This is a genomic window from Rhizobium sp. L43 (genome assembly GCF_002531725.1).
Lineage (GTDB): Bacteria > Pseudomonadota > Alphaproteobacteria > Rhizobiales > Rhizobiaceae > Rhizobium.
This window is the reverse complement of sequence record NZ_NWSQ01000005.1, coordinates 14,033-28,503: the sequence shown is the minus strand read 5'-3', so window position 1 is coordinate 28,503 and position 14,471 is coordinate 14,033. Positions and strand designations below refer to the sequence as shown.

Genomic DNA, 14,471 nt, shown 5'->3' with positions numbered 1-14,471 from the left:
TCCCGAATCAAGTCTTAAAACAATACTTCGGAAGGGAATCGGCGGGAAGGGAGCGCCCAAAAAATAAGCCGCGGCATTTGTCAATGTCGCGGCTTCTACATCTTGTGGATATTGACGGTAAGATCAATATCTGTAGTGGTCGGCCTTGAACGGGCCCTTCGGCGAGACGCCGATATAGGCAGCCTGTTCCGCGGAAAGCTCGGTCAGCTTCACGCCGAGCTTGTCAAGATGCAGGCGGGCAACCTTTTCATCGAGATGCTTCGGCAGGATATAGACCTGGTTCGAATACTCGCCGGGCTTGGTGAAGAGCTCGATCTGCGCCAGCGTCTGGTTGGTGAAGGAGGCCGACATCACGAAGGACGGATGGCCGGTGGCGTTACCGAGGTTGAGCAGGCGGCCTTCGGAAAGCAGGATGATGCGGTTGCCCTTGGGGAACTCGATCAGGTCGACCTGCGGCTTGACGTTGGTCCACTTGAGATTGCGCAGCGCCGCGACTTCGATTTCGTTGTCGAAGTGGCCGATATTGCCGACGATCGCCATATCCTTCATCTCTCGCATATGGTCGATGCGGATGACGTCCTTGTTGCCTGTCGTGGTGATGAAGATATCGGCCGAGGAAACGACGTCCTCGAGCAGCACGACTTCATAACCGTCCATGGCAGCCTGCAGGGCGCAGATGGGATCGGCTTCGGTGACCTTGACGCGGGCGCCGGCGCCCGACAGCGAAGCGGCAGAACCCTTGCCGACGTCGCCGTAGCCGCAGACGACGGCAACCTTGCCGGCCATCATCACATCGGTGCCGCGGCGGATGCCGTCGACCAGCGATTCTTTGCAGCCGTACTTGTTGTCGAACTTCGACTTGGTAACGGAGTCGTTGACGTTGATCGCCGGGAAGGGCAGCAGGCCCTTCTGGCTGAGCTGATAGAGGCGGTTGACGCCGGTCGTGGTTTCCTCGGTGACGCCCTTGATCGCGTCGCGCTGCTTGGTGAACCAGCCCGGAGATGCGGCGAGGCGCTTCTTGATCTGTGCGAAGAGGATTTCCTCTTCCTCGGAATGCGGGTGGGACAGCACGTCCTCGCCGGCTTCGGCGCGGGCGCCGAGCAGGATGTACATGGTGGCGTCGCCACCGTCATCGAGGATCATGTTGGAAAGACCGCCATCGGCCCACTGGAAGATCTTGTCGGTATAGACCCAATAATCTTCGAGCGACTCGCCCTTGATGGCGAAGACCGGCACGCCGGCGGCGGCGATCGCGGCAGCGGCATGATCCTGCGTCGAGAAGATGTTGCACGAGGCCCAGCGGACTTCGGCGCCGAGCGCCACCAGCGTCTCGATCAGCACGGCGGTCTGGATGGTCATATGCAGCGAGCCGGTGATGCGCGCGCCCTTGAGCGGCTTTGCGTCGCCGAATTCGGCGCGGCAGGACATCAGCCCCGGCATTTCGGTTTCGGCGATGGTGATTTCCTTGCGGCCGAAATCCGCAAGCCCGATATCGGCGACGACATAATCTTTTTCAGTGCTCATAGAGGTCTCCAGGCTGAAAAACGTCTCAAAATTGGCGCAGGCGCGAGATGACCGCGCGATGGATGGGCCCCGTGCTGATGCGTGTCGCCCGGAGGTGTGCAGCGGTTCCGGAATGACGACATGCACAAAAACAGAGAGCTAAGACGCGTCACATGAAGCAAGTTCGATGCGAACGCGCAGTAGCGCACGGCATGCCCGCCGTTTAGCAGGCTTCGCATGCGAAGGCAATAAGGATATAAAGAAGTCTTTATATGTTTATATGAGCTTGGCCGACGCTCACATCTCTTCGCCGAACCGATTTTGGATCAGTTGGTCTAAGGCTTCCAGCGCTTCCTGGGCCTGGCTGCCGCTCGCCGAGACGACGACGCTCGAGCCGGGGCTTGCCGCAAGCATCATCAGGCCCATGATCGAGGTGCCGCCGACCGTCATTCCGTCCTTGGAAACGGTGATGGCGGCGTCGAAAGTCTCGACCATCTGCACGAATTTGGCGGAGGCGCGCGCGTGAAGACCGCGCTTGTTGATGATGAGGAGTTCCCGGGAGAGCGATGTCATGAAGGGCCGTTATTTTCCGCTGAGCACGCGGCTCGCGACATTGATATATTTCCGCCCGGCTTCGGAAGCCTCCACCAGCGCCTTCTCCATGTTGTTCTCGCCGCGCACGCCGGCGAGCTTGATCAGCATCGGCAGGTTGACGCCGGCAATGACTTCGGTATGGCCGCTACTCATGACTGAAATGGCGAGATTGGACGGAGTGCCGCCGAACATGTCGGTCAGAATGACGACACCATGGCCGTCATCGGCACCGGAAACGGCTTGCAGAATGTCCTGCCGTCTTTGATCCATGTCGTCTTCGGGGCCGATACAGACCGTCTCGATGAATTTCTGAGGACCGACGACGTGCTCGACAGCATGACGAAACTCTTCAGCCAGCTTGCCATGAGTGACAAGCACAAGTCCGATCATGATATTACTGCTCCCATATACGCGAACGGTGGCCCCAATATCGCAATGCAGCAATTACGTCCACCGGTGGCGGCACATCTTGGCTATGAAAAGCCGAAGTGCAAGATAAAAATGCGACTATATAAGGCAGATTGATCAATCCGGAAGGCCTCAATGCCCGATATCAGGTGCTTTCGCCATCAGGATTGCAAGGGGTGAAGGCACGCCTGTGAGCAACCGCAATGCGGGAAGCGAAAAACCGGCGGCAAGACTGACGATCTCGCCTTCAGGGGGCAGGCGGTTTTCACCGCTGGCGCTGCCCGGAAGCACGGCATAATGCATGGGCGCCCTTGCAATATGATCCTGCCGGACGATGCCGGTGCCGCGCAGTTCGATCAGTCCGGCGATCGACGGCGGGCATGCGGCGATCACCGTGCCGGCCTCTTCCGACAACAGCACCTGGTCGTCGGCGACCAGCGCCGTGAACAGCCCGAGCCGGCGTGCCTCGGTCATGCAGGCAAAGGCCAGCATCGATTTTCCCCAGCCGGAGGGGCCGCTGAACAACAGCCCCGTCCGGCCGACGACGATCGCCGTCGCATGGATGTTCAGAGCCGCCGTCATGCGGCGGCATCGACGGGTAAAGCGAGGATAAAGCGGGCGCCGAGCACCTGTCCGCCTTCGGCATCGGTGATGTTCTCTGCGCGCAGCGAACCGCCATGGGCTTCGGCGATCTGCCGGCTGATCGACAGGCCGAGCCCCGAATTCTGGCCGAATCCTTCCGATTCCGGCCGGTCCGTATAGAAGCGCTCGAAGATGCGGTCGATATTTTCCGCTTGGATGCCGGGGCCGTTGTCTTCGATCGTGGTGACGCAGCGCGAACGTGTCCGCACCAGCCGCACGGTGATCTTGCCACCCTTCTCAGGCACGAAGGAGCGGGCGTTCTCGATCAGGTTGGCGATGATCTGGCCGATGCGCAGATCGTGGCCGTTGACGACGAAGCGCGTCTTGACGTTCGGCTTGCGGTCGATCGCATATTCGATCTCCACCTGCTTCTTGCTGCTCCTGACCTGGCGTGAAACCTCGATCAGGTCGCGCAACAGCACCTCCATGTCGACGGAACCGGCATCGACACGCGCGAGTTCGGCATCGAGGCGGGAAGCGTCGGAGATGTCGCTGATCAGCCGGTCGAGGCGGCGGACATCGTGCTGGATGACGTCCATCAGCCGCTTCTTGGAATCGTCGGATCGGGCAAGCGGCAGCGTTTCGACGGCGCTGCGCAGCGACGTCAGCGGATTCTTGAGCTCGTGGCTGACATCGGCCGCGAAACTCTCGATCGCATCAATGCGGTCGTAGAGCGCCGTCGTCATCTCGCGCAATGCGATGGAAAGATTGCCGATTTCATCCTGGCGGGCGGAAAAGTCGGGAATCTCCTCACGCGCCTTGGCCCCGCGCCGCACGCGGATGGCGGCGGCCGAGAGGCGGCGCAGCGGATTGGCGATCGTCGACGACAGCACCAGGGAAAGCAGCACGTTGACGAGCGTCGCGACGCCGAAGACGCGCATGATGGCAAGCCGCTCGGCATGAACGATATTGTCGATGTCACCAGCCTGTGTCGACAGGAGCAGCACGCCGAGCACGGCGCGGAAGCGTTGGATCGGCACGGCGACGGAAACGATGAGCTCGCCCTTTTCGGTGGTGCGCACCACCGCGCCGCGCACGCCGGTGAGCGCGTTCATTACTTCCGGATAGATCGAGCCGTCACCGCCCGGCGCTTCCTTGTAAACCGGCAGATTGCCGGGCTGCAGCGCCTTGTTGAACAGGGTGGTGAACCATTCGCTCCAGGTCTGTTTCTCCTCCTCGACCGGCGGCAGATCGAAGCGCAGCACCTGGCCGCGCGAATAGAGATGGCGCGAATCGAGCAGCAGATTGGCGTCGGCATCGAAGATGCGGGCGCGTGTGCGCGTCGGCGAGATCAGCCGGCGCAGCACCGGAGCGACCTTTTCGGGATCGATCGGGAATTCGAGGTCCTCGTCGTTCGGCACCGGGGTGATGCTCTGGCCGGCCTGCAGCTCCAGCAGTTTCTGTGGATCGATGGTGATCGAGTTGGTATCGACCGAGGCGGAGGCCGAAACGGCGCCGGCGATGATCTCGCCCTGCGTCAACAGGCTCTCGGCGCGGGCGTCGATCAGCCCCTCGCGAAACTGGTTGAGGTAGAGGATGCCGCCGACGAGCACCACCAGCGCGACCAGATTGAAGAACAGGATCCGCCGCGTCAGGCTCGAAAACACCGCATTGCCGAAGATCCGGCGGATCAGCGTGAAGGGATGCGACCAACGGCGGCCTCGGACGCGACGGGTGCTCACGCCCTCCGCGTCGTCCAGATCCCTTTCCTGCACCAATTGTGCCAATGACAGGCCCTTTCGAAGGGTGGGACCGGATGGACCGGCCCGCAACCCTTAATGTCCCAAGGCTGAGCCGTTTGGCTCAGGCCGCTTCGCGGAAGCGGTATCCCACTCCGTAGAGCGTTTCAATCATATCAAAATCGGTGTCGACCATCTTGAATTTCTTGCGCAGCCGCTTGATGTGGCTGTCGATGGTCCGGTCGTCGACATAGACCTGTTCGTCATAGGCTGCGTCCATCAGCGCGTCGCGGCTTTTGACGACACCGGGGCGCTGCGCCAGCGAATGCAGGATCAGGAACTCGGTCACCGTCAGGGTCACGGCCTCACCCTTCCAGGTGCAGGTATGGCGTTCCTGGTCCATGACCAGCTGGCCGCGCTCCAGCGAGCGGGCCTGCTGCACGGCGCCGGCCTTCGGCGCACCGGCGGGGCTGGTGCCGGCGGCGGCGGCTTCACGGCTGGATGCACGGCGCAGGACGGCGCGGACGCGCTCGACCAGCAGGCGCTGCGAAAAAGGCTTGGTGATGAAGTCGTCGGCGCCCATCTTCAGGCCGAAGAGCTCGTCGATCTCCTCGTCCTTGGAGGTGAGGAAGATGACGGGAATATCCGACTTCTGCCGCAGGCGGCGCAGCAGTTCCATGCCGTCCATGCGCGGCATCTTGATGTCGAAGATCGCCAGCTGCGGCGGTCGCGCCAGCAGGCCGTCGAGCGCCGAAGCACCGTCCGTATAGGTCTCGACCTTATATCCTTCGGCCTCCAGTGCGATCGACACCGAGGTGAGGATGTTGCGGTCGTCATCAACGAGCGCGATTGTCGGCATGGTGTTGGTCTCCGTCATCAGTGCGCAATCTCCCGGATTTTGCTCTCCCCAGGCGGTCTCAGTGACCGGATGCGCTTATGGAGGATAAAGGTGGAACAAATTGTGGCAAAGATAAAGGGAAAGATTGTCGTCAAATTTGACGGCAATCGTAAGTGGTGCGGTAAAATGTTTCAACGCCCTCACCTAAAACGATTTAAAAATGAGGCAATAAATTTAAATCGATTAAATATTTGATATTACTGCATTTTCTCGAGTTTTGCGTCTTGTGTTTTAAAATTTCTCCCCGTATTTTCGCGATTAGTTTTAACGGCAACGAGCCTGAGCAAAGGGAACTAGCCATGGAAAAGTTCGGAGTTCATAACCCGGCAACAGAGCTGGCAACGGTTGGATTGGGCGGCGCAGCCAGCGTTCGCTACAACTTTTCCGCCGCAGCACTCTATGAGGAAGCGATCCGCCGGGGTGAAGCCGAACTGACCGCTCAGGGCGCGCTTCGGGCCCTCACCGGCCAGCACACGGGCCGTTCGCCGCGCGACAAGTTCGTCGTTCGCGACGCCAATACCGATGGCGAAATCTGGTGGGACAACAACAAGCCGATCTCGCCGGAACATTTTGCTCTGCTGCGCGAGGATATGCTGGCGCATGCCGCGGGCAAGGAGCTGTTCGTTCAGGATCTCGTCGGCGGTGCCGAGGAAGGCCATGCCCTGCCGACCCGCGTCGTCACCGAATTCGCCTGGCATTCGCTATTCATCCGCAATCTGCTGATCCGCCCCGAGGCGGCAGCGTTGCCGACTTTCCTGCCGAAGCTGACGATCATCGATCTGCCGAGCTTCAAGGCCGATCCGGCCCGCCACGGCTGCCGTACGGAAACGGTGATCGCCTGCGACCTTACCAACGGCCTCGTCCTCATCGGCGGCACCTCCTATGCCGGCGAAATGAAGAAATCGGTCTTCACCGTGCTCAACTACCTGCTGCCGGCCAAGGGCGTGATGCCGATGCACTGCTCGGCCAATGTCGGCCCGGATGGTGATGCGGCGGTCTTCTTCGGCCTATCCGGCACGGGCAAGACGACGCTTTCGGCCGATCCGGCCCGGACGCTGATCGGCGATGACGAACATGGCTGGAGCGAAAACGGCATCTTCAACTTCGAAGGCGGCTGCTACGCCAAGACCATCCGCCTCTCGGCCGAGGCCGAGCCGGAAATCTATGCGACGACGCAGCGCTTCGGCACCGTGCTCGAAAACGTCGTGCTGAACGACCGCCGCGAGCCCAATTTCGACGATGGCTCGCTGACCGAGAACACCCGCTGCGCCTATCCGATGGACTTCATCCCGAACGCCTCGGAAACCGGCCGCGCCGGGCATCCGAAGACGATCATCATGCTGACGGCCGATGCCTTCGGCGTCATGCCGCCGATCGCCCGTCTGACGCCCGATCAGGCGATGTACCACTTCCTCTCCGGCTACACCGCCAAGGTGGCCGGCACCGAAAAGGGTGTCGTCGAGCCGGAAGCAACCTTCTCGACCTGCTTCGGCGCGCCCTTCATGCCGCGGCATCCGGCCGAATACGGCAATCTGCTCAAGGAGCTGATCAGCCGCCACGGCGTCCAATGCTGGTTGGTGAATACCGGCTGGACCGGCGGCGCCTACGGCACCGGCAAGCGCATGCCGATCAAGGCGACGCGCGCGCTTCTCGCTGCCGCCCTGGCCGGTGAACTCGGCAATGTCGAATTCCGCGCCGATCCGAATTTCGGCTTCGCCGTGCCGGTCTCGGTCAACGGTGTTGACGGCAGCATTCTCGACCCGCGCTCGACCTGGGCCGACAAGGCAGCCTATGACGCGCAGGCCGAAAAGCTGGTCTCGATGTTCATCGCCAACTTCGCCAAGTTCGAAAACCACGTCGACGGCGGCGTTCGCGACGCGGCTCCCGGTGTGAAGGTCGCCGCCGAATAAGGCGCAAGCAATTCCAGCAAAAGTGTGCAGCGGTTTTGCCAGGCAAAGCGCGAAGCGCTTTTGCCGGGAATTGCGTTCAACAGGCTCTCTGACTCACGTGAAACCCGGCATCGCAGGATTGCCGGGTTTTTCTTGATGAGGGCCGATATTTTCAATTCACCGCCGATGTGAGATAGAACGCCGCATGGCCAGCGACGCACTCTATATCGACGACAGGATCACCATCGCCGGATGGGAGCTGACGGAACAGTTCGTTCTGGCGGGCGGTCCCGGCGGGCAGAACGTCAACAAGGTTTCGACCGCGGTCCAGCTGTTCTTCAACATCCCGAATTCGCCCTCCCTCAACGATCGCGTCAAGGCCAATGCGGTCAAGCTTGCCGGCCGGCGCCTGTCGAAGGACGGCGTGCTGATGATCGAGGCAAGCCGCTTTCGCAGCCAGGATCGCAACCGCGAAGATGCGCGCGACCGGCTGAAAGAACTGATACTGGAGGCCGCCAAACCGCCGCCGCCGCCGCGCAAGAAGACCAGGCCGACCAAGGGTTCGGTCGAACGCCGCCTGAAGGAAAAATCCGGCCGCTCGGAAGTCAAGAAGATGCGCGGCCGTCCTGGCGGCAGCGGCGGCGAATGATATGCCGGAACTCGTGAACGGTATTCGCCATCTCCCCGGCTATCTCGACCGGCCGCGCCAGGAGGCATTGGTCGAGGTGATCCGCACGGTCGTCACCGAAGCGCCGCTTTATGTGCCCGCCATGCCCGGGACCGGCAAGCCGATGTCGGTGCGCATGACCAATTGCGGACCGCTCGGCTGGGTGACGGACAAGGAGCGCGGCTATCGCTACCAGCCGACGCATCCGGCAACCGGCAGGCCCTGGCCCGATATGCCGCAGCAATTGCTCGATATCTGGAATGACGTTGCCGGTTACGACAAGCCGCCGGAAGCCTGCCTGGTCAATTTCTACTCCGACGATGCGCGCATGGGCCTGCATCAGGACAAGGACGAACAGGACCTGCAGGCCCCGGTTGTCTCGATCTCACTCGGCAACAGCTGCCTCTTCCGCGTCGGCGGCCTCAACCGCAATGATCGCACGCTATCTTTCAAGCTTTCGAGCGGCGATCTGGTCGTGCTCGGCGGCGAAGGGAGACTGTGTTTCCACGGCGTCGACCGCATTCATCCGGCGACGTCGACGCTGCTGAAGAATGGCGGCCGCATCAATTTGACGCTGCGCCGGGTCAATCCCCGAGACTGATATTCGGAATAGAATCGCCTGCTATAGTTTTCGCAGCGCGACCTGTTCGATCAGGTGGTCCTTGCCCTTTTTCAGGATGAGGTCAGCGCGCGGCCGCGTCGGCAGGATGTTCTGCCGCAGGTTCTTCAGGTTGATATTCCCCCAGAGATCCTCGGCGATATCAAGCGCTTCCGCGTCGCTGATCGAGGCGTAGCGATGGAAATAGGAATTCGGATCGCGGAAGGCGGTCTCGCGCAGCCGCATGAAGCGCGTGACATACCAGTTGTGGATCTGGTCTTCCGCGGCATCGATGTAGATCGAGAAGTCGAAGAAGTCGGAGACCATCGGCACGATCTTGCCGCCGGCAGGCAGGTCGCGCGATTGCAGGACGTTGATGCCCTCGAAGATCAGGATGTCGGGCCGGTCGACGATCTTGTATTCGTCCGGCAGCACGTCATAGACGAGGTGCGAATAGCTGGGCGCCTTGACATCCGGCTGTCCGGCCTTGATCGCCGAGAGAAAACGCAAGATCGCAGCCGTGTCGTAGCTTTCCGGAAAACCCTTGCGCTGCATCAGCTTTTGCCGCTGCAGCACGGCGTTCGGATGGAGGAAGCCGTCGGTGGTGACGAGATCGACCTTCGGGCTGGAAGGCCAGCGCTGCAGAAGCTCCTTGAGGATACGGGCGGTGGTCGATTTACCCACGGCGACCGAGCCGGCGATGCCGATGACGAAGGGCGTCTTCGTCACATCGGACAGGCTGAGGAAGCGGTTGCGCTGTTCGAACAGCATCTGCGAGGATTCGACATGTGCCGACAGCAGCCGCGACAGCGACAGATAGATGCGCCGGACCTCGTCGAGATCGATCGGGTCGCCCATCGAACGCAGCCGTTTGACCTCGTCGCTGGTCAGCGTCAACGGCGTGTCGGCGCGGAATTTCGCCCATTGTTCGGAAGAGAAGAAGTGGTAGGGCGAATAGGATTCCGACTGGAAGTGATCCAACGTTTCCGGCACCCCGATAATCTCAGTCGCGATACTCATGAACTCTGCCGGTTGGCCTTTTCCTTGAGGCCGGACTGCGCGGTTCTGCGCTCGAGTTCGGCCATGACATTCTCTAACGGTATTTCAGCAATCTTCAAGACGACCAATAGGTGATAGAGCAGATCGGCGGCTTCATAGGTCAGATTGTCGCGGTCGCCTGTTACCGCCGCCATCACGGCTTCGATCGCCTCTTCGCCGAGCTTCTTTGCCGCTTTCGGCTGGCCGGCGGCCACGAGCTTCGCCGTCCAGGATTGCTCCGGTGAGGCTTTCGACCGCTCCGCGACGATGCTTTCGAGATCGGCAAGGGAAAATCCGCTCATAGGTCCGCTTTCAACTTCAGTCGAGACGCATGTCGATGCCGCACTTCGACATATAGTGCTTCGCCTCGCCGACGGAATAGGTGCCGAAGTGGAAGATCGACGCGGCGAGAACGGCATTGGCATGGCCCTCCTTCACCCCGGCGACGAGATCGTCGAGGTCGCCGACGCCGCCGGATGCGATGACCGGCACGCGCACCGCGTCGGCAATCGCCCGTGTCAGTTCCAGATCGTAGCCGACCTTGGTGCCGTCGCGGTCCATCGACGTAACCAGCAGTTCGCCGGCGCCGCGTGCCACCATCTTCTGGGCGAATTCGACGGCATCGATGCCGGTCGCGTTGCGGCCGCCATGCGTGTAGATTTCCCAGGCGCTGAGATTGTCGCCGCCGACCGCCTGCGTGCGCCGGCGCTTGGCGTCGATCGAGACAACGATGCACTGGTCACCGAACTTATCGGCCGCTTCAGCGACAAAATCGGGATTGTTGACCGCTGCCGAATTGATCGAGACCTTGTCGGCGCCGCACAGCAGGAGCTTGCGGATATCAGCGATGGTTCTGACCCCGCCGCCGACCGTCAGCGGCATGAAGCATTGGTCGGCCGTGCGCGACACGACATCGAAGATCGTCTCGCGATTGTCCGAGGAAGCAGTGATGTCGAGGAAGCAGAGCTCGTCTGCGCCGGCCGCATCATAGGCCTTCGCGGCTTCGACGGGATCGCCGGCATCGACGAGATTGAGAAAGTTGACGCCCTTGACGACACGGCCGTCCTTGACGTCGAGGCAGGGGATGACACGGGCTTTGAGGGTCATTTACGCGGTCTCCCTTGCCTTACTGGCCTTGATCAGCGCCAGCGCTTCCGCCGGATCGATCCGGCCGTCATAAAGCGCGCGACCCGAGATCGCCCCTTCCAGCTTCTGCGCATCAGGCTGCAGCATGCGCTTGATGTCTTCTATGGAGGCAAGGCCGCCGGAGGCGATGACGGGAATGGAGACGGCGTCGGCAAGCGCCAGCGTCGAACTCCAGTTGATGCCGGTCAGGATGCCGTCCCGGTCGATATCGGTATAGATGATCGCACTAACGCCGGCGCCCTCGAATTTTTTGGCAAGCTCGATGATGCCGAGCTCGGAAGCTTCCGCCCAGCCTTCGACCGCCACCTTGCCGCCCTTGGCGTCGATGCCGACGGCGACGTGGCCCGGAAATTTCCGGCAGGCCTCGATGACCAGATCAGGATTTCGGACCGCGACGGTGCCGAGAATGACGCGCCGCAGCCCGCGCGACAGCCAGGCCTCGATATGATCGAGCGTGCGGATGCCGCCGCCGAGCTGCACTGGGTTATCAGTTGCCTTGAGGATCGCTTCGACGGCGTCGCCATTGGCCGAATGTCCCGCAAAGGCGCCGTCGAGATCGACCACATGCAGCCATTCGAAACCCTGGTCTTCGAAGGATTTCGCCTGAGCGGCCGGGTCGGTGTTGTAGACCGTCGCCTGTTGCATGTCGCCGAGCTTCAGGCGGACGCATTGGCCGCCCTTCAGATCGATCGCGGGAAAAAGGATCATGTCGTCTTACGTCCGTAAAGTGGTCGGTACCATCAGCGCATTCCACGCATCTACGATATCCGAGCGGAAAAAGACAGCGGCAATGGTGGCCGCGCCGAAAAGCAGAAAAAGGAGCAGGGCGACTGTAAAACCGGCACGCACCTGGCGCCAGAAACCGAGGCGCTTCCTCATCGATTTCTCGATGTCGCGCACCTTTCGCAGCGCCTCGCTGTTGACGGCGGCGAGACGAATTTCCGGCTCCATCGCCTCCACATAGGTTTCAGCATAACTCGAAAGAATCTGCGAAGCGCGGTCGCGCAGCGTATTGCGCAGGTCGGTCGAGAGATAATTGCTACTGACGGCGGCCAGCTCGGCCTCATTGGGCGAACGGCCGGCATTACGCTTGCGGTAGCTGAGGACGAAATCGCGCTTCTGCCGTTCGTAGAGTGCGTAGGCGAGCAGCCCGATCAGATCGTCCTCGCCCTCGATATAGAATTCCAGCACGGCTTCAGTGATGTCGCCGGCGCTGATGCCGTTGGCGCGCAGCTGGGAATTCTCGTTGCCGGCAAGGAATTCATGGATCATCGGTCCAGCCTTTCTTTCAACGCCTTGGCTGCATTGGAAAGCGCTCTTTTGTGAACAGTCTCATCGACACGGCGGATGATCGTTCCGTCGGGAAGCCGGATGTCGGAGAAGGGAGGCAGGCCTTCTCTGGAGGGTCTCAGCGTATAGAACACCTTGCCTGATTTCCGCGACACCGGCATCGAGCGCACTCCTGTTCTGCCGTTTCCATATAGGGGAAATGAGGCGGCGGTATTACGGGTTCCAGCGCAGGAAATTGGCGATCAGCGCCAGACCAAGCTTCTGGCTCTTTTCCGGGTGAAACTGTGCCCCCACCATGTTGTCGCGCCCGACCAAAGCGGTCATCGGGCCGCCATAGTCGACGGTTGCGATCACATCACCGCCGTTTTCGGCGGCAAGATGGTAGGAATGGACGAAATAGGCGTGCAGCCCCTGCGAGCCGGTCGCAATGCCATCGAACAGCGGATGTTCGCGCTTCAGGTCGAGCGTGTTCCAGCCGATCTGCGGGATCTTGAGCGCGGGATCATCGGGCGTCATCTCGATGACGTCGCCGGGAATCCAGTTAAAACCATGCGTCACGGTCTTCTCGAGGCCGCGCGAGGACATCAGCTGCATGCCGACGCAAATGCCAAGGAACGGCCGTGCCTTCCTCTCCACAGCCTCGATCAACACTTCGGCCATCCCGGGCACGGCATCGAGGCCGCGCCGGCAATCGGCATAGGCGCCGACCCCGGGAAGCACGATACGATCGGCCGCGGCAACATCCTCCGCCCTGTCGGTGAGATCGATATGCGCATCGATGCCTGCCTCGCGCGCGGCACGCTCAAAAGCCTTGGTCGCCGAGCGCAGGTTGCCGGAACCATAGTCGATAATCGCGACGCGCATCGTCAGCGTCCTCCATCAAAACCAAAGAGGCCAAGCGATGTGCCATGGCCATGCGGGCCGTTCGGGCGGGGTTTGTTCTCCCAACCCGGTGCGGCGTTGTCGTCACTATGCGCGATGGCCCTATCCGAAAAATAGATCTGCTCGGCAATAGCGATCGTATCGGCAGCAATGAGTGCGTCTTCGGTCCAGCCCTTGGCAGCAAGGCTGCGGATGCGGAAATTCTGGCCCTCCAGACCGACCAGCACATTGACGCCCAGCAGGATGGCTACTCCCGCCGGCCCGAGGCCCGGTTCGTCCATAAGCGCCCCACCGACGCCCTGCAGCAGAAGGGCCACGGCCGCATGCGGCCAAAGCCGATGTGCCAGCAGCCATGGCCACGGGAAGAGGAAGCCTGGGAATGTGAAGCCGTCGCGGATGGTTCGCGTCTTCTCGACCGTGGCGCTCGTGCCGCCGGGCGGTGTCAGAAAGATATAGCTTGATGTCATGGTCGCCGCTCCCTTGAGGGGCTCAGACGAGCGTGCCCTTGGTCGAAGGAACACGGCCGGCCTGTCTCGGATCGATCTCTGTCGCCGTGCGCAATGCGCGGGCAACGGCCTTGAAACATGTCTCGGCAATATGATGGTTGTTGGCGCCATAATGGTTGAGAATATGCAAGGTGATGCCGGCATTCTGGGCGAGCGCCTGGAAGAACTCGCGAACGAGTTCGGTGTCGAAGGTGCCGATCTTCGGCGCACTGAAGGCGACGTTCCAGACGAGGAACGGCCGGCCGGACAGATCGACCGCGGCCTTGGTCATCGTCTCGTCCATGGCGAGATCGATCGAGGCATAGCGAGTGATGCCGCGCCGGTCGCCGAGCGCCTTGGAGATCGCCTGGCCGATGGCAATGCCCGTATCCTCGACCGTGTGGTGGTCGTCGATATGCAGGTCGCCCTTGGCTTCGATCTCCATGTCGATAAGGGAATGCCGCGAAAGCTGGTCGAGCATATGGTCGAAGAAGCCGACGCCCGTCGAAATCTTCGATTTGCCGCTGCCGTCGAGATTGACGGAAACCGAAATCGAGGTCTCGTTGGTCTTGCGGGAAACGCTGCCCGTGCGGCTTGCTGCGGTCTCGGCCATATGGCCCTCCATCGAGAATAAGGCCGTTCCTTATCAGGCGCATCGGCAAATATCCAGAAGCCGGGCAAGAGAAAAGCCGGCCCATTTGCAAACGGCGCCGGCCCACTTACATAGGGTTCAACAAGGCCGGTGTGCGGCC

At 61.2% G+C, this 14,471-nt stretch carries 18 protein-coding genes; 3 read left to right on the top strand and 15 right to left on the bottom strand.

Going from position 1 to position 14,471, the window contains the following annotated elements:
* Window positions 1-123: 123 nt before the first annotated feature.
* The 6 genes from ahcY to CO667_RS07210 form a co-directional block, all read right to left on the bottom strand.
* Window positions 124-1,524, bottom strand: coding sequence for an adenosylhomocysteinase (gene ahcY / locus CO667_RS07235; RefSeq protein ID WP_097617747.1), 1,401 nt, complete (start codon window positions 1,522-1,524; stop codon window positions 124-126).
* A 276-nt stretch (window positions 1,525-1,800) separates the two neighbouring features.
* Window positions 1,801-2,076, bottom strand: coding sequence for an HPr family phosphocarrier protein (locus CO667_RS07230; protein ID WP_097610516.1), 276 nt, complete (start codon window positions 2,074-2,076; stop codon window positions 1,801-1,803).
* Window positions 2,077-2,085: 9 nt separating this feature from the next.
* Complete coding sequence (locus CO667_RS07225) at window positions 2,086-2,487, bottom strand: PTS sugar transporter subunit IIA (RefSeq protein ID WP_004672623.1); 402 nt, start codon at window positions 2,485-2,487, stop codon at window positions 2,086-2,088.
* A gap of 150 nt (window positions 2,488-2,637) precedes the next feature.
* A complete protein-coding gene (locus tag CO667_RS07220) occupies window positions 2,638-3,087 on the bottom strand; it encodes a serine/threonine protein kinase (protein ID WP_097617746.1) in 450 nt (149 codons plus the stop codon).
* Window positions 3,084-4,874, bottom strand: coding sequence for a sensor histidine kinase (locus CO667_RS07215; protein ID WP_097617745.1), 1,791 nt, complete (start codon window positions 4,872-4,874; stop codon window positions 3,084-3,086). The genes CO667_RS07220 and CO667_RS07215 overlap by 4 nt, the downstream gene beginning before the upstream one ends.
* Window positions 4,875-4,950: 76 nt before the next feature.
* Window positions 4,951-5,685: a response regulator transcription factor gene (locus CO667_RS07210; protein WP_188947094.1), complete on the bottom strand. Its 735-nt coding sequence runs from the start codon at window positions 5,683-5,685 to the stop codon at window positions 4,951-4,953.
* 338 nt (window positions 5,686-6,023) lie between these two features.
* On the opposite strand from CO667_RS07210, the gene CO667_RS07205 reads away from it, so the two are divergent.
* The 3 genes from CO667_RS07205 to CO667_RS07195 all read left to right on the top strand — a co-directional run bounded on the left by CO667_RS07205 (window position 6,024) and on the right by CO667_RS07195 (window position 8,881).
* The gene (locus CO667_RS07205) at window positions 6,024-7,634 is read left to right on the top strand and encodes a phosphoenolpyruvate carboxykinase (RefSeq protein WP_097617744.1); all 1,611 of its coding nucleotides are present in this window, start codon (window positions 6,024-6,026) and stop codon (window positions 7,632-7,634) included.
* A 184-nt stretch (window positions 7,635-7,818) separates the two neighbouring features.
* Window positions 7,819-8,262: an alternative ribosome rescue aminoacyl-tRNA hydrolase ArfB gene (gene arfB / locus CO667_RS07200; protein WP_097617743.1), complete on the top strand. Its 444-nt coding sequence runs from the start codon at window positions 7,819-7,821 to the stop codon at window positions 8,260-8,262.
* 1 nt (window position 8,263) lies between these two features.
* Window positions 8,264-8,881, top strand: a complete 618-nt coding sequence (locus CO667_RS07195; protein ID WP_097617742.1) for an alpha-ketoglutarate-dependent dioxygenase AlkB — start codon at window positions 8,264-8,266, stop codon at window positions 8,879-8,881.
* A gap of 21 nt (window positions 8,882-8,902) precedes the next feature.
* Here the strand turns inward: CO667_RS07195 and coaA are convergent, their stop codons facing one another.
* From coaA to hisB, 9 genes are read right to left on the bottom strand one after another with little or no spacing between them, the layout of a single operon-like run.
* Entirely contained in the window at window positions 8,903-9,898 is a 996-nt protein-coding gene (gene coaA, locus CO667_RS07190; RefSeq protein WP_097617741.1) for a type I pantothenate kinase, read from the bottom strand.
* Window positions 9,895-10,218, bottom strand: coding sequence for a phosphoribosyl-ATP diphosphatase (locus CO667_RS07185; protein ID WP_097617740.1), 324 nt, complete (start codon window positions 10,216-10,218; stop codon window positions 9,895-9,897). Before CO667_RS07185 ends, coaA begins: the two co-directional genes overlap by 4 nt.
* A gap of 16 nt (window positions 10,219-10,234) precedes the next feature.
* On the bottom strand, window positions 10,235-11,023 hold the full coding sequence (gene hisF / locus CO667_RS07180; protein WP_097617739.1) for an imidazole glycerol phosphate synthase subunit HisF: 789 nt from the start codon (window positions 11,021-11,023) through the stop codon (window positions 10,235-10,237).
* A complete protein-coding gene (gene hisA / locus CO667_RS07175) occupies window positions 11,024-11,770 on the bottom strand; it encodes a 1-(5-phosphoribosyl)-5-[(5-phosphoribosylamino)methylideneamino]imidazole-4-carboxamide isomerase (protein WP_097617738.1) in 747 nt (248 codons plus the stop codon).
* A 6-nt stretch (window positions 11,771-11,776) separates the two neighbouring features.
* Window positions 11,777-12,334: a hypothetical protein gene (locus CO667_RS07170; RefSeq protein WP_097617737.1), complete on the bottom strand. Its 558-nt coding sequence runs from the start codon at window positions 12,332-12,334 to the stop codon at window positions 11,777-11,779.
* Window positions 12,331-12,513, bottom strand: a complete 183-nt coding sequence (locus CO667_RS07165) for a hypothetical protein (protein WP_097617736.1) — start codon at window positions 12,511-12,513, stop codon at window positions 12,331-12,333. Before CO667_RS07165 ends, CO667_RS07170 begins: the two co-directional genes overlap by 4 nt.
* Before the next feature lie 52 nt (window positions 12,514-12,565).
* Window positions 12,566-13,216, bottom strand: coding sequence for an imidazole glycerol phosphate synthase subunit HisH (gene hisH, locus CO667_RS07160; RefSeq protein ID WP_097617735.1), 651 nt, complete (start codon window positions 13,214-13,216; stop codon window positions 12,566-12,568).
* Between the two features lie 2 nt (window positions 13,217-13,218).
* On the bottom strand, window positions 13,219-13,701 hold the full coding sequence (locus CO667_RS07155) for a DUF2628 domain-containing protein (protein WP_097617734.1): 483 nt from the start codon (window positions 13,699-13,701) through the stop codon (window positions 13,219-13,221).
* A 22-nt stretch (window positions 13,702-13,723) separates the two neighbouring features.
* Window positions 13,724-14,332 (bottom strand): imidazoleglycerol-phosphate dehydratase HisB, encoded by a 609-nt coding sequence (hisB, locus tag CO667_RS07150; protein WP_097617733.1) that lies wholly within the window; start codon window positions 14,330-14,332, stop codon window positions 13,724-13,726.
* Window positions 14,333-14,471: the final 139 nt, after the last annotated feature.

Bases quoted from the DNA above. Each gene is read 5' to 3' on its own strand.
- ahcY (WP_097617747.1), bottom strand. From the start codon at position 1,524: ATGAGCACTGAAAAAGATTATGTCGTCGCCGATATCGGGCTTGCGGAT.
- CO667_RS07230 (WP_097610516.1), bottom strand. From the start codon at position 2,076: ATGACATCGCTCTCCCGGGAACTCCTCATCATCAACAAGCGCGGTCTT.
- CO667_RS07225 (WP_004672623.1), bottom strand. From the start codon at position 2,487: ATGATCGGACTTGTGCTTGTCACTCATGGCAAGCTGGCTGAAGAGTTT.
- CO667_RS07220 (WP_097617746.1), bottom strand. From the start codon at position 3,087: ATGACGGCGGCTCTGAACATCCATGCGACGGCGATCGTCGTCGGCCGG.
- CO667_RS07210 (WP_188947094.1), bottom strand. From the start codon at position 5,685: ATGCCGACAATCGCGCTCGTTGATGACGACCGCAACATCCTCACCTCG.
- CO667_RS07205 (WP_097617744.1), top strand. From the start codon at position 6,024: ATGGAAAAGTTCGGAGTTCATAACCCGGCAACAGAGCTGGCAACGGTT.
- arfB (WP_097617743.1), top strand. From the start codon at position 7,819: ATGGCCAGCGACGCACTCTATATCGACGACAGGATCACCATCGCCGGA.
- CO667_RS07195 (WP_097617742.1), top strand. From the start codon at position 8,264: ATGCCGGAACTCGTGAACGGTATTCGCCATCTCCCCGGCTATCTCGAC.
- coaA (WP_097617741.1), bottom strand. From the start codon at position 9,898: ATGAGTATCGCGACTGAGATTATCGGGGTGCCGGAAACGTTGGATCAC.
- CO667_RS07185 (WP_097617740.1), bottom strand. From the start codon at position 10,218: ATGAGCGGATTTTCCCTTGCCGATCTCGAAAGCATCGTCGCGGAGCGG.
- hisF (WP_097617739.1), bottom strand. From the start codon at position 11,023: ATGACCCTCAAAGCCCGTGTCATCCCCTGCCTCGACGTCAAGGACGGC.
- hisA (WP_097617738.1), bottom strand. From the start codon at position 11,770: ATGATCCTTTTTCCCGCGATCGATCTGAAGGGCGGCCAATGCGTCCGC.
- CO667_RS07170 (WP_097617737.1), bottom strand. From the start codon at position 12,334: ATGATCCATGAATTCCTTGCCGGCAACGAGAATTCCCAGCTGCGCGCC.
- CO667_RS07165 (WP_097617736.1), bottom strand. From the start codon at position 12,513: ATGCCGGTGTCGCGGAAATCAGGCAAGGTGTTCTATACGCTGAGACCC.
- hisH (WP_097617735.1), bottom strand. From the start codon at position 13,216: ATGCGCGTCGCGATTATCGACTATGGTTCCGGCAACCTGCGCTCGGCG.
- CO667_RS07155 (WP_097617734.1), bottom strand. From the start codon at position 13,701: ATGACATCAAGCTATATCTTTCTGACACCGCCCGGCGGCACGAGCGCC.
- hisB (WP_097617733.1), bottom strand. From the start codon at position 14,332: ATGGCCGAGACCGCAGCAAGCCGCACGGGCAGCGTTTCCCGCAAGACC.